A 14,316-nucleotide genomic window follows, 5' to 3' on the forward strand; every position below is an offset into this window, starting at 1 on the left:
GAAGGGGATGCAGCAATTCATACCGCGGCGAAGGGGTTGATTCACCGCCGATCGATATCAATCCGACCGTGGTGGTGGATTATTTGGAAGGCTCGTATTTGGCGAATTCGTCGCGGGAGAGTTTGCCGTCTTCGTCGGCGTCGAGGTTGATGAACTGATCGTTGAGGCCTTTGTCCTTGGCGGCTTCACTCTGGGAGATGTAGCCGTCTTTGTCGGCGTCGAGACTGTCGAAAGAAGCGTTTTCGGCAATGGCGGTGAAGCCGGCGATCAGGGTCAAGGCAGTCATAAGTTTCAGCATGTTCTTCATGTAATCCTCCAGATAGTTCTCGAAATACTCTTTAAGTGATGAATGTGGGGAGCATCCGAGAATCGGTGATGCTCGTCGTGCCTCTTAAAGAACAAGCGTCGTGCCAAAACTGTAAATTATTTGATATAAACAGTTTGTGATGATTTCCTGAATAACCGTTCGAGAAGACGGGCAAATGGGGGGCCGGAACGTCGTCGTGCCCCGACAGAAAATCGACTGAGAATACATAACTGTATTAAACCAAGTGCTTTGAGTTGTCGTCATTTGGCGACGGGTCAATCTTCGGATGAGCGAAACAGTGGCCAACACTTCCCGAGGATCACTTTCATTTATCTGAAAATAAATAAGATAGGGCTTGTGTTTCTTTGGCCGCGAATCACCCGACGCCACTCAGAATTTCCTGAACACAACCCGATTTGGGGATCGGAACCAAAGTGAAGATCTGATATTCGTGCCATCCGCGTGATTCGTGGACAAATCCCTTCAAACGAGCGGCGCGTCCTGGTTGGGGCTTTTCGTGGATCGCGTGCCTTTCGCGGACTGAGACAACGGTCGCGTTTTCCCTGTTTTCGGTGGACAAACAGGTAGGATCGGCGTAGTGTTCTGGCTGGATTTCGGGATAGTGCATCCAGTGTCACCGAATCAGGCGATACACGTGCATCTCGAACATTCTGGTGGTGTGGGTAATGTCACGTGGAAACGTACCGACACCGAGACGGCCCTGTTCCAGGTGGAAGAGACATCGTCATGAAAAACGATCGCAATTCCCAAAACTCCAGAAATCTCCGTGGCATTTGCGCTGAAGTAAAAAGCCACTTGATTTTAAAAGGCTTACCCAGGGCCCAAAAAGAAAAAGGGACCCTTTCACTTTGTTTCACAGACACATATCCCATTGAAATCCGGAGGTGGTGTTTCGTGGATGTTCCTGGTATCCAGATTTCTACATGCGAAGTGGAACTCGGCGGAAGGGTCCCCAACTTGCCCTGATTTAAGAAAGGACCCGTGGGAGGAGTGGTTGGAGAAATCCCACGAGTATGCCCTACAAGCTCTTGCCCGGTGTGAAGCGGCTGTCAGGGAGACTGGCCCGACTCGTTTCACACGAGAAAGAGGGAGTTGTATCACAGGAAAGCCGTGTTCCGAAATTGTGACCCTGACAAGATCGGTCGAACTGGTACGAAACAAACGGCTCCTGAAAAAGCCTGTCCTTACGATAAAGCCTGTTTTAATGAAAAAAAAGGCGAAATTTCTCGGGTTTGCCGTGAAATTGCCACCCGAGAACGGACACCGGTTCAAATCCGCCTGCGAGGCCCCTGGAAAAACTTCGGATCGCGGCCATCCGAGACTTGACAGTTATGTTAAGATGACATTGGAAAGCAATGTGTTTGTAGGCGATCCGTTGGGTAACCTGTTTAAATCCAGTCGAAATTTTGATCCGAGAATGAACCACCTCCTGTGGAGCCGCTGATTTTTTTCGGTGTCGGCATGTTTTGCCGCATATTTTCAGGAGATTTGGTCCGGTCGAGCCCATGCCATCGATGCAGGTTTCCCGTGGGAATTGGAGCGAGTCGGGTATGAAAACGTGGTTTGCAGGTGGCATCTGTTGTTTGTTGCTCTTTCTCCCCATAACTGCTTTTGGGCAAAAATCCGTTGCTGAAGAAAAGAAAGCATATAGCGAGGGGATGAAAAAGCTCCTGGAGGACGGCCCAGACTCGGCTGAAAAATTTTTCGAAGAGAAATCCCTAGAGTCTGGTGATCCTAGGCAACTTTATGGTTTGGCGTGGGCCGCATTCTATCAACGAGATTTCAAGAAAACAGGGCACATCCTTGAAATGCTCTTGAACAGCGACATCAATTTACACTTTCAGGCTAGCTGTCTCTTGTTGCAAGGTCATCTCCATATGGAGCTCGAACGTTTCGAAGCCTCAAAACAAGCTTTCCTTGAGTCGATCGATCTCTATGGCGATTATCAGGCATACGGCAATATGGTTCGAGGTTACCTAGGCCTTGCTGAGGCATTGTTTCGTCAACAACAGTTTCAGAAAGCTGATTTCTATCTAAATCGAGCTTTCACGGTATTTACCCAAAAGGAAATTAACGAGGCTTTGCTGGGGCATTTCTACCACCTTAAGGCTCAAATAGCCTTCGAGAAGGGGAATTACCATGGCGCAGTCAGATACGTTAAAAAGGGGATTGAACAGCACAAAATTGATGGTCACATACGTTTGCTAGCCGGGAACATGGCTGATCTCGGCGCTTTCTATTTCTTTACCGGCAATCTTACTGAAGCTCGCCTGGCTACCGAGGAAGCACGTGCCATAGTCGAAGCTAATGATGATGCCGAAGTACGTCCTTGGATTGAGCTAAATGATTTGCTGATTAAACGCTGCACGGGTTTGCCCTACGATGAGCATCTTGAACGAATTACCGCGTTCCAGAAAGTGAAGTACAGCTTCCGACTGAAGCGGATGGTTCAGTTCGCTTTGGCTTGGGAGTGTCCATAAAACCCTTGGGAGGAAGTTTAAAATGCAAATCTCCGGCGTTAGTTCGCTCTACGCGAACGTTCAGTCTCAGTCTATCTCCGTACAGGCTCTCGAAACCTCAAGGCAACCTGTTGAAAGCCAGGTGAATACAACAGGTTCTCCTTTTGGGGCGATTCAGGACACCGTTGAAATAAGTGCTGCTGCCAGGCAATCATCGCAACTCGAATCCGATGGAGGGCCAATTCCTCCTCCTGATCCCGTGAATGACGATAAACCCTAATCATGGATCCGCCGGCGGTAGGATTCCCGAATAATTGCGCAGCGCGGGTGGATGATCTTGATCGCTAGGTTGCTGGTCGAGGTCGGTATCTGCTTCATTGCGCGGTTGCTCCTCACTGACGTGGGTCACCTTGACATGCGTGGCCACCGGCGTGGGGGTCCGATTCGGTTCGTCCTGGAAGAGCGCCAGCAATCCCAGCGCGGCCAATCCTGCCGCCAGCCATAACCACAACGCACCCGGTCGAAACGAAGGACCCTGCCGGGCCGACGCGATCGTCGGTTCCGGCGGGGGTTGAAAAGCACCAACTGGTTCGCGGTCCTGCGGTTCGACCACCTCAACCCACTCGCCGTCGCCCGGTGCGATGACCTCGAATCGAGGTGACGGCGAGTCAACGGGTGGGGTCTGCCTTGCCGCCGCGGCCGCACGTTGATCGGCCAGGTGGCGTGCCTCGACCTCGGCCACGATCAACGGATAGGCGGGCGAGAGCCGTGCCAGGCGACTGGCGTTGTCGGCGTAGGCGTACCAGAACATGGAAATCGGGCCGCCTTGCATAAGCCGGCGGGCTTTCGGCGCCAGTGCGTCCAGCTCCGGGTCGTGACGCAGGCCGGCGAGGTAGCGAAACAGGCTGATGCGGCTGAAGGAACTCAGGCAGCGGACCCATTCGAGTCCGGTCCAGCACGGTTCCTGTTTCTTGTCGGTCCACCCGTTCTGCCTGGCCAGGCGCAGGAACCGTTTGCGCTGAAAGTCGCGCTGCCGCTTGCGCGTGTGTTGCGGGCCGCGCCACAGGTCCAGCATTTCCGATAGGGAATAGGTTTCAAAGGGCTGGAGCCGAAAAAACAGGACGGCCGAGTGCAGGGCGCGCTCGAGGGCCAATTTGTCGATCTCGTGAAACCAAAGGGCGCGTGGGTAACTGACCGAACGGTGCATACCGCGGCCCGACACCGTGAAGGCTTCGAAACGGCGTACCCAAGTCAATCCGAATTGTCGACGCAAGCGTTGGCGAAACGCCGCATCGCTCTCATTTTCCCATTTCGCGCAATTTGCGAACTCGTGGGCGCGGGCGAAGGCCCCGATCGTGTCGGCCAGTTGATCGCGCTCCGTGGGAAAGCCGAGTTCACTGATCTGCGTCGGCGTGCGCAGAACATCTTGTTCCATGGCGATAATGAGGAAAGCCGCACGTAGGTCCAAATGTTCCTTCCTGCCCGAAAAAAAAGCCCCAAATTACGATCTCATTCATCAAAATGCCAGAAAAATCATAGTCTCGCAACCCTTTCCTTTTTTGGAAAGTGGCTGAACTTGGAAATGAAGCACCGTTCTGTTAAAAAAATGACGAATAGTCGTTCAAGTTTGCATGGATGATGTGGGTTCGACTGCCGGTTTTGCAACAAAACCGGGACATTTTGGGTGGTGACGGTTTCCTGCGAGCGCCGTGGCTTGGCGTGATGTTTTCTGGCATCGATGAATTCGCTTTAGTATACCAGGCTTGCGGTTTTTTCCGTGTACCGGAAATCACGGGTTTATCCACGAGTTGGGATTTTCGGTTGCCCGCCTGGCCCGATACCGGCCGTTTCAGTTCTCCTGCTGCTCGCCGTGCTCGATATTCTCGAAATACTTGGGGGTCAGCATCGGCGCGATGTCTTCGGGTGCGGCCGGTCGGGCGAGCAGATAACCTTGAATGATGTCGCACCCCATGTCCTTGAGCAGGCGCAGGTGGGCCGTTTTCTCCACCCCTTCGGCGATGACCTTCAGGCCCAGCCGCTGGCTCATGGCCACAATGGCCGAGGTGATCGCCAGCGCGCCTTCGCTTTCCAGGATGCGGAACACGAACGAGCTGTCGATTTTCAAAATGTCGATGGGGAACTTGGTCAGATAGGCCAACGACGAGTAGCCGGTACCGAAGTCGTCGATGGCGATCTTCACGCCCATGTTGCGCAGGCGTTTCAGGATCTCGATGCTTTCGTCCACATTGACCATCATCAGGCTTTCGGTGATCTCCACTTCCAGGTACTGGGGATCCAGGCCGGTGTCCTTGAGTGCCTGGGCGATGATCTCCACGATCGGCTGGTGCAGGAACTGTCGGCCCGACAGGTTGACGGCCATCGTGATCGGCGGGTAGCCGGCCTGCTGCCAGGTTTTGTTGATCTCGCAGGCCTTTTGAATCGCCCAGGCCCCAATCGGCAGGATCAGGCCGTTTTCCTCGGCCAGCGGGATGAAGTGACCGGGCGAGATCATGCCCTTTTCCTGGTGGTTCCAACGGATCAGGGCCTCGGCGCCGATGATGCGATGGGTGGCCAGTTCCATCTGGGGTTGAAAGTAGAGAAGCAACTCCTCTTTCTCGAGCGCCTTGCGCAAATGGGATTCCAGGGCCAGACGTTCCTCGGCGCTTTTGTCCAGGGCCGGGCTGTAAAACTGGTAGTTGTTTTTCCCCAGCTCCTTGGCGTGGTACATCGCCCGTTCCACGTTCTTCATCAGCAGGTCGGGATCGTTGCCGTGGTGTGGATGCACGCAGATGCCGATGCTGGCGGTCACGTACAGTTCGCGTCTGGCCAGCAGGTAGGGCTGTTCCAGAATGCCGAGGATCCGCTTGGCCACGTCCTCCACCTGCTCGCGTTGGACCAGGTTGTTGATGAAGAACAGAAACCGCCCGCCGCCGGCATGACCCAACAGCATCGGGGTGGCCATCGGATCGTTGGGTGTGAACAGATTGCCGCTCAGGCTCTTGAGGCGTTTGGCCACCTCGAGGATGAGCTGGTCGCCGAACGCGTGACCGAAGGTCTCGTTGATTTTCTTGAACGAATCCAGATCGATGAAATAGATGCCCATGTAGCATTGCTGAATGCGCGAGGTGAAGCTCTGCCGCAGCGATTCCTTGAAAAACACCAGGTTGGGCAGGCCGGTGAGCGAATCGAAATAGGCCAGACGGCGGATTTCCTGCTCGTTCTTCTTGCGGTCGGTGATGTCCTGAATGATGCCGCGGATTCGGGTGGGAATGCCTTTCGAATCGGCGGTGACGACCACTTCCTGGTGCACGTACCGTTCGCTGCCGTCCGTGCGGATGATGCGGTGATCGCGCGAAAAAGGGGTGGCGTTCTGAAACACCCCCTGCATCAGGTTTTCCAGGCCGGGTCGATCCTCGGGGTGGACCGTGCTGAGCAACTGGTCGAAGGTACGCGGCACGTTCGGTGCGAATCCCAGAATGTGGTGCAGTTCTTCGGTCCAGAAGATCGCCTTTTCGCTGATTTTCCAGTCCCAACTGCCGATATGGGCGATTTTCTGGGCCATCTCCAGGCCCTGTTCCTGTTCACGCAGGGCGCGGAAGGCGCGGCTGGCCCGCAGGGCGTAGATACAGCGTTGGGCCAGGATCACCCAGGAGATCGGTTTCGTCAGGAAATCCGTCGCACCGGCTTTGAAGGCTTTCGAAATGGAATCGTAGTCGTTCATGCCGGTGATGATGATGATCGGTACGTCGCGGCTGAAGGGGTCCTGACGCAGTGCCTTGCAGGTCTGGTACCCGTCCATCAGCGGCATGTTCACGTCCATGATCACCAGGTCGGGTTTCAACAGGTTGAATTTATACAGCGATTCCTGCCCATTGAGCGCAATATCCACTTTGAATCCGTGGCGCTCGAGGGCAGTCCTGCAGAGTTGGCGGGTGAAGTTGTCGTCGTCGACAACCAGCACTTTGCCCAAGGTTTTCTCGGTTTCGGAAGGCAGCATAAACGAACCTGGAACCATGGGATGGGTAGGCAGATTAAGGGATTCGGTTTTAGTATCCTGGCTTGGTTGAGATTTTTAGTATTGATTGTTTCAGGTCTGCATTCAAGTCAAATCTTTTGTCGGGTTTGCGCCAGGATTACTGGAAAAACCGCGGGTGCCGCACCCCGAACCAGCCGGCGGGGAAGGGAATCGACGCGTAGCCTCAACGCCGCGGGTGACCCCGCTCGGCGGCGAATCGTTCGGTAACCCGCCTTCCCGGCTCGGATGTTCGACGCGCCAACGGCGCAAAACCCGGTTTCGTCAACTGAACCTGATCGAGTCAGAACGACAGGCTGGCGCCCAGGATGTGGTGATCGCGCGAATTGGCGCGGACGTGCTGGTACATGTAAAAGAGACTGAGAGTCTGACCTTTGCGAAGCGGCATCGAAATCCCGAAGGGAACGAACCGGTTCTGGTCGAATTCGCCGTGGGTCGTATCGAAGAAGTACTCGTTGCTGAAGAAAACCTTGTTGATGCGCCCGAACGAAACGGGACGACTGAACTGGGCCCGGTTGCGGATGCGGTCGTTGTTGGGGCGCCCGTGCCGGTCCAAAATCTCCAGCCGGGCACGGTGCTGGTAACGCCATCGATGCGCCAGTTTGAAATCCAGGCCCACTTGGCCCTCGTAGCGGTAGATTCGCGCGAAGCCGTCGCCGCTGCGGACCTGCAATACTTTGACCGCGGTGGCGAATGTCAACCAAGGGTTGCGCTTGTAGCTGAGGGTCGGCCCGAAAATGTAGGCGGACCAGCGGCCGTCCTCCGTACTGTAGCGAGGTTCGGCGTAGATACTCAGATTGAGATTCCGATAGGACCCCATTTTTTTGGTGACGAAGGGCCAGAACTGGTAATCGTCGGCCGCACGGGTCGGCAGGCCGGAACAGAGCGAGAAGGTGGCGAGAAGCGTGATCGTGATTCGCGTAATTCGAACGATGGCCATGTTTCGTTTGAAAAAATCCATGTCGCAGATGATCGCTCCTGATCGATACCTCGCTTGTGAGGAACCGCGGAATTCGGCGGGCACTGCCCGTCGCACCCACGCCAGAACCGGTGGTTCGAAGTGCGTCGATGCGCCGAAAAGCAGAAAACCGGAAGGCGGCAATGCGTGAAAGCCGCCCTCCGGTATCCCAAAAAGCTATTGTGACATGGATGGTTCACGGTGGACAGTGTGGATTTTGCCGGGAACGAGGATCGGACGCGCGGTGTCGCAGGCGAAATCCCAGCGAATTTAGAGCAATTCCGCCAGCCGCTGTTGCCATACATCGGCAAACTGGTTGACTTCGTTGGCGTTGCCACCCCAGCGGGCGAGACTCAGGACGACGATGTCGGCTTCCATCTCGAAACGCAGCAAACCACCGTAGGGTCCGTTCAGCGTGCCCGCCCAGGAACGCGGCGGATTGACCAAAAACACCTTGCCGGCATAGACCTCTTGCGGTCCGACTTCCAGGCGAAAGCTGTCGCCTTCGCTGAGCGCATGCACGCCGCCATTCTTGGCCAGGCCCTTGGGTCCGAAAACCCGCGAAAACGCGTCTCGGGGAGCCAGGTCGGTGTGGTGGGTGACCAGCCGCAGGTGGCGCGGCGTGTCCGGGTGATGGTCCAGGTAGTGGCGCAACACGCGCAATTCGTAGGGCCAACCCCGCGAGATCCCCGAGAATTCCTGATCCCAGTCCTCGTCGCGGCCGAATCCCGAATGCACCAATCGCAAGGTGGTACCGCCGTTGCGGCCTTCCAGGTAGTAGTCCATGGCGAGCACCACCTTTTGGCCCTGATGGTCCTTTTCTTCGATCAGGCCCAGGTGCTGATTGGGTTTCCAAGTCGCCACACGGGTCCGGAACCCCCAACCCTCGACGTCCCAGGTCATTTCGAACTGGCCGCCCTCGGTCGGTTCCACCTCGGCGTTGTTGGAGAACCAGCGCGAGATTTCGGTGGGGTCGGTCAAGGCCTGCCACACCCGTTCGGGGCTCTGTTTGAAGTCGATATCGATGGAGAAGGTTCTGGGATCGGGGAGTGAGACAGGTTCCTTTTTGTCGGTCATCGAAGTCCTCCTAATCAGTGTCATGGTGATGTGAAACGAAGCGGTTGCGCCGGACTGCGGTACACGGAAGTGCGGGCGAACCCGTGGGCACGAGGATCCCGTTCGTCCGGTATTCGCGACCCCGGTGGGCAACGAAAGGGGACGGAACCTCGCGGGATGCGGAGCTGGGGGATCGGCGATTCCGGGGAAGGCCGCTGGTCAGTCGGGAATCGAGGGGTACAAACCCACCTGGCAGGCGTAGGTGCGCCCGTTGGGCGCCGCCTCGTCGTGATAGCGCGCGATGAGGGTTGCCAGGGCTTGTTGAAGATCCTCCGCGAAGCCGGCCCGATCGGCCGCCGATGCGAAGCGAATCTGGGTTTCCAGCCCGAGGGTGGCGATCGGCTTGCCCGCCTCCGCAGCGGCTTCGCGCAGCGCGCCCAGCTCGCGGATGGTACGGCCGGCCATGGCCAACAGATGGGCCGAGGAAAACCGATCGCGAACCTCCTCGGGCGTGGTGCCGAGATCGGCCAGGATTTCGGGAGAGATGACGTAGGTCCGAGCCGTGGCTTGGAAGACGCGTTCCAGGCAGTTGCGGGCCCGGCGCTCTTCGACGAGGTTCAGCAGGCCGGCCTGATCGAGGGCGCGCAGGTGGTAGTTGATCTTTTGGCGGGGGAGTTCGAGGCGTTTGGCCAGGAGGGTCGCGGAAGCGGGTAACCGAAGCTGGGCAAGCAGCTTGGGTCGATCGCCCTGAAGCAGGGTGGCGGCCTGTCGACGGTCGCGAATGACACGAAGAGCGTCCATGTGGCAATCCTTGTTTGAATTGAACACGATCTTAAAATAGAAAAAAATATTTTTCAATAAAAATCATCTAACTATAGAACAGATCTTTGGGCATTACTTCTTCGCGGTTTGGGATACCGAGCGGGTCCCGCGGTCCCGTCTCGAAAAAAATCCCTGATTTTCCATGAGCACTGGCTAGAATAAGTTACAAGTTTTCACCGTTCTAAACATGCTGATGCCCTTTTCAAACTCGAACCGTGCCCATTCCGATTCGGTGTTCTCGCGCCCTTGGTCCACCTTCCGGCAAGGAACGAGGCGGTACTTCCCGTCTCCGCTGGTTCCGGCCGGGATCGACCGACGCGTGAGGACCACCCGCGATATGGTGCGAGTCGGGTCACACAGGATCGAACGGCCGGGGCCGGTTTGTTTCGTATGGCGCGTCCTGCCGGTGTCTCGCGGCCGAAATCAAGGAGTAAAAAATGGGTCTGCGCATGGATTTTCGGCGAGTTGTGGTTCTATGTGGTACATGGGTCGCGTTGCTGGGCCAGATCGCCACGGCACAAGTGGTCATCAACGAAGTGTTGTCGAATCCCGACGGCCCGGACGGGCAATGGGTCGAACTGGCCAATCTGGGTGAAACCGAAGCCGACCTGAGTGGCTGGTTTCTCTGCGACCGCAGTGTGAACCCCGCGTACGTTTCATTGGGAGAGAACCGAACGATTCCGCCTGGCGGGATCGTGGCGGTGGACTTGAGCGGCACGGGCCAGGATTCGGCCACCCTGTGGGTCCTTTCGGCTCCGTGGACGATCGGCACCGTCGACGGCGAAATGGGCCTGTACGTGGACAACAATTTCGGCAGCCCGGCCTCGATACGGAGCTATATGCAGTGGGGGAGCGGCAACCATCCGCGCGCCACGGTGGCCGTGGACGCCAATATCTGGACCGATGCCGCCGAATTCGTGACCGCACCTGCGGCGGGTGCATCGCTCTCGTTCACGGGGACCGGCGGTGGCCCCTTCGGCCCCAACGACTGGGAAGAATCGGCCGAGCCCGACCTGGGCCTGCGGAACGGCACCCCGACCATCGTGCTCAACGAGCTGCTGATCAACCTGGACCAACAAACCGAGCAGTTGGCCGAGTTGAAGAACATCGGACTGACGACCGCGGACGCCAGCGAGTGGTGGCTGTGTAACTTCGACGGAAACCCGCGTTACGTCCAGTTGGGCACCGACCGCACCATCCCCCCAGGCGGATTCGTGATCATCCACATGAATTCCACCGGAACCGATACGGCGACCGATTGGTTCCCCAATCAGGCCTGGGGGGTCGGCGCGCTCGACGGTGAATTCGGACTCTACGCCACCTCCGACTTCGGCAGCGCCGAGGCCATTCGCGGGTACGTGCAGTGGGGCTCCGGCGGCCACACGCGCGCTTCGGTGGCGGTCGCCGCCGGAATTTGGGGCGATGCGGCCGATTTCGTAGAGGCCGTGGACATGGACCATTCCATGGAGTTCTTCGTGGGAGACGGCTTGCCCTACGAATCCGGCGACTGGGTGGAACAGGCGATTCCGACCCTGGGCGAGGAAAATGGAGGAGCCTGCCTGGAAACGTTTCTGGCGTTGGTGGCAATGTGGCCCGAGAACAACGTGAACGTTTTGGATCTGGTCGCCGAGGTGTGCCTGTAAGGCGCGCGTCGTCGCGGACACCCAACCCGCACGTCGGGTGACGCATCGAACAAAGGAAGTCGAAACATCACGGCCGGCGCCCCCGGCAAGGCGCGCGGCCGTTTTTTCAGGGCCTGGACCGGGCTCCCGATCCGGATCGACTTTGCCCCCACGGACGGTTCCCTTCGGTTACGATGGCGCCAAAGTCTTCACATCACCATCTCGCCCATGGGTCGACCGAAACGATGGGTCGCGCGCCATGGGGAAGGATTCGACCAGGCCCGTATTGGACGGCTATCCCAATCTCGGCGGCACCAACGAGCGCTTTCGCGCCCTTCGCAACCTGCTGTCCCATGCCGGCGTCACGTCCTCCCAGGATGGTGCACCATCGAGCGACGCCCTGCACCGGGCGATGTCCGACTGAGCCGGGCCGAGAGGCTCGGAATGGACGACCCTTCTCGCCAAAGGCCAGCGCCACGCCACCGCGCTCACCGCTTTTTTGGGCTTTCCAGAAACGGGCGGATCCTCTTTAATAGACCGAACATTCAAAGTTCCAAATCCGAATCGTCCTCGCCGTCCTTGATCTATCTCGTTATATTGGAGATGTTTTCATGATTGCGTACGTTTTTCCCGGACAGGGCTCCCAACACAAGGGGATGGGCGCCAACCTGTTCGAAGCGTTTCCCGAGCTGGTCGCCAAAGCCGACGAGATCTTGGGTTATTCGTTGCACGAGCTGTGCCTGCAGGATCCCAAAGATCGATTGAACCTCACCCAGTTCACCCAGCCCGCCCTGTTCGTGGTGAACGCCCTTCACTACTACCAAAAGTGCCGGCAGCAGGAAGCCCCGCCCCAATTCGTGGCCGGGCACAGCCTGGGTGAATACAACGCCTTGCTGGCAGCGGAGGCCTTCGATTTCGAGACGGGCCTGCGCTTGGTGAAGAAACGCGGGGAGTTGATGGGTCGCATGGCAGGGGGCGGCATGGCGGCGGTGGTCGGTCTCGAGCGCCACAAGCTGATGCGGGTCCTGGAAGGGGAGGGCGCTCGCGATGTGGACATCGCCAACGAAAACGCGCCTTCGCAGCTCGTGATTTCCGGTCCCCTCGAACGGATCGAGGGATTGGTGGCCCCGATGGAAGCGGCGGGCGCGAGGCGTTGCCTGGTTCTGAAGGTGAGCGCGGCCTTTCACTCGCGCTACATGGCCGAGGCGGCCGAAGAGTTCGGCCAATTCCTGCGTGGCTGGCGTTTTCAATCGCCAAAAATAGAGACGCTCGCCAACGTGAGCGGCCGACCTTACGCGGGCGATATTCACGAGAACCTGGCTCGCCAACTTCGCGAACCGGTGCTCTGGACCGAAACGATCCGTTACCTGCTGGCCCGCGGGATTTCCCAAATCGTGGAAGTCGGGCCAGGACAGGTGCTTACCAGCCTGTTCTACAAAATCAAACGCGAGGCGGAACCGCTGGACTTGAGCGCGGAGACCGACCCCCTTTCCAAGGGAAAAGTCCCGTCTCCCAGCGTCGAATCCAAGGAAGCCGTCTCGGTCGATCCCGAACGGGGTGCCACCACTTCCCGGCGCGGGGCCGATTCCCCAACGCCGCCACCCACGTCACTCGTCGAGACGTCGGGTGCCGTCAAGACTTCGGGACCGGGCTCCGGGTTAGGACCGGAGTCGCTGGGCAGCGAGGCCTTCCGCCAGGCGCATGGGGTTCGCTACGCCTATATGGCCGGCTCCATGTTTCGCGGCATTTCCTCACCGGACATGGTCATTCGCATGGCCAAAGCGGGACTTCTCTGTTGCCTGGGCACGCGTGGATCGAGCATCGAAACGATCGACGCGGCCTTGACCCGCATCGGCAAGGCCCTCGGCACCGCCAAGAACTACGGTGTCAACCTCTTTGCCGACATCGAGGACCCGGATTTGGAAATGGCGCTCGTGGACCTGTACCTTCGCCACGACGTGCGCACGATCGAGGCTGCGGCCTTCATGCGCATCCAGCCCGCGCTGGTGTGGTTCCGTTTCAAAGGTGCCCACCGCGCCCGCGAGGGACGGCCTCACACCCCGCGGCGCCTGATCGCCAAGGTCTCCCGGCCCGAAGTGGCCGAGGCCTTCATGTCGCCGGCACCGGAGAAGCTCCTGGAAAGCCTGGTCCAAGGTGGACGGTTGACCCGCGAAGAGGCAGCTATCGCCCGTACGTTGCCGGTTGCCGACGACATCTGCGTGACCGCGGACTGCGGCGGCCATACGGACCGGGGTTCGATTACCACGTTGCTGCCCGCCATCCTCCGCCTGCGCGACGCCCAATGCCGTAACCACGGTTACGCGTCACCCATTCGGATAGGCGCCGCCGGTGGTATCGGGACCCCGGAAGCCGCGGCGGTGGCGTTCCTGATGGGGGCCGACTTCGTGGTCACCGGTTCGATCAACCAATGTACCCCGGAAGCCGCGATCTGCGACCAGGTCAAGGATATGTTGCAAGGGCTGCAGGTGCAGGACACCGCATATGCGCCGGCCGACGACCTGTTCGAGCTGGGCACCCAGGTGCAGGTCGTCAAGCGATCGGTCTTTTTCCCGGCCAGAGCCAACAAACTCTACGAACTGTTCCGCCATTGTGGCTCGTTGGACGACATCGATTCGGACACGCGCGAATTGTTGGCCCGGAAATTTTTCAACGAGGATTTGGCGTCCGTCTGGACGAGGGTATGCGACGCCTTGGCTCGGCGACGGCCAAGCGAAGTCGACCGCATTGGGCGAAACCCCAAACACAAAATGGCCGCCGTCTTCAAAGCCTACCTGGACCGAGCGGCGCAGTGGGCGATCCAGGGCGAACCGGGCCAAAAGGTCAATTACCAAATCTACTGCGGTTCGGCGATGGGTGCGTTCAACAGCCACGTCAAGGGCGGGCCCCTGGAAGATTGGCGGCATCGTCACGTGGACGCGCTGGCCGAGCTGATCATGCAGGGCGCGGCCGAAACCATCGTCGATCGCTTCCAACAGCTCATGCCGCGCTGACCGCACCCGGGATCGTTCCCGTTCCGC

10 protein-coding genes are annotated in these 14,316 nt (G+C 58.2%); 4 read left to right on the forward strand and 6 right to left on the reverse strand.

Translation table 11 applies throughout. From position 1 onward, the window contains the following. Positions 1 to 79: 79 nt before the first annotated feature. On the reverse strand, positions 80 to 307 hold the full coding sequence (locus tag J3U87_RS26620; protein ID WP_237378826.1) for an EF-hand domain-containing protein: 228 nt from the start codon (positions 305 to 307) through the stop codon (positions 80 to 82). 1,571 nt (positions 308 to 1,878) lie between these two features. Between J3U87_RS26620 and J3U87_RS26625 the strand changes: the two genes are divergently transcribed. Then, a complete protein-coding gene (locus J3U87_RS26625; RefSeq protein ID WP_237378827.1) occupies positions 1,879 to 2,808 on the forward strand; it encodes a hypothetical protein in 930 nt (309 codons plus the stop codon). A gap of 259 nt (positions 2,809 to 3,067) precedes the next feature. Here J3U87_RS26625 and J3U87_RS26630 read toward each other — a convergent pair whose 3' ends face one another. The 5 genes from J3U87_RS26630 to J3U87_RS26650 all read right to left on the reverse strand — a co-directional run bounded on the left by J3U87_RS26630 (position 3,068) and on the right by J3U87_RS26650 (position 9,635). Next, complete coding sequence (locus J3U87_RS26630; RefSeq protein ID WP_237378828.1) at positions 3,068 to 4,255, reverse strand: hypothetical protein; 1,188 nt, start codon at positions 4,253 to 4,255, stop codon at positions 3,068 to 3,070. 381 nt (positions 4,256 to 4,636) lie between these two features. After that, positions 4,637 to 6,784, reverse strand: a complete 2,148-nt coding sequence (locus tag J3U87_RS26635) for a two-component system response regulator (RefSeq protein ID WP_237378829.1) — start codon at positions 6,782 to 6,784, stop codon at positions 4,637 to 4,639. A gap of 319 nt (positions 6,785 to 7,103) precedes the next feature. Beyond that, a complete protein-coding gene (locus tag J3U87_RS26640; protein WP_237378830.1) occupies positions 7,104 to 7,781 on the reverse strand; it encodes a DUF2490 domain-containing protein in 678 nt (225 codons plus the stop codon). 267 nt (positions 7,782 to 8,048) lie between these two features. Next, a complete protein-coding gene (locus J3U87_RS26645; protein WP_237378831.1) occupies positions 8,049 to 8,855 on the reverse strand; it encodes an SRPBCC family protein in 807 nt (268 codons plus the stop codon). Between the two features lie 198 nt (positions 8,856 to 9,053). Beyond that, on the reverse strand, positions 9,054 to 9,635 hold the full coding sequence (locus tag J3U87_RS26650; protein WP_237378832.1) for an ArsR/SmtB family transcription factor: 582 nt from the start codon (positions 9,633 to 9,635) through the stop codon (positions 9,054 to 9,056). Positions 9,636 to 10,093: 458 nt separating this feature from the next. Here J3U87_RS26650 and J3U87_RS26655 point away from each other — a divergent pair, with 458 nt between their 5' ends. The 3 genes from J3U87_RS26655 to fabD all read left to right on the forward strand — a co-directional run bounded on the left by J3U87_RS26655 (position 10,094) and on the right by fabD (position 14,289). Next, the gene (locus J3U87_RS26655; protein ID WP_237378833.1) at positions 10,094 to 11,299 is read left to right on the forward strand and encodes a lamin tail domain-containing protein; all 1,206 of its coding nucleotides are present in this window, start codon (positions 10,094 to 10,096) and stop codon (positions 11,297 to 11,299) included. 238 nt (positions 11,300 to 11,537) lie between these two features. Continuing rightward, complete coding sequence (locus J3U87_RS26660) at positions 11,538 to 11,702, forward strand: hypothetical protein (RefSeq protein ID WP_237378834.1); 165 nt, start codon at positions 11,538 to 11,540, stop codon at positions 11,700 to 11,702. Between the two features lie 187 nt (positions 11,703 to 11,889). Next, positions 11,890 to 14,289, forward strand: coding sequence for an ACP S-malonyltransferase (gene fabD, locus J3U87_RS26665; RefSeq protein WP_237378835.1), 2,400 nt, complete (start codon positions 11,890 to 11,892; stop codon positions 14,287 to 14,289). Positions 14,290 to 14,316 lie beyond the last annotated feature (27 nt).

The organism is Sulfidibacter corallicola (assembly GCF_017498545.1).
Lineage (GTDB): Bacteria > Acidobacteriota > Holophagae > Acanthopleuribacterales > Acanthopleuribacteraceae > Sulfidibacter > Sulfidibacter corallicola.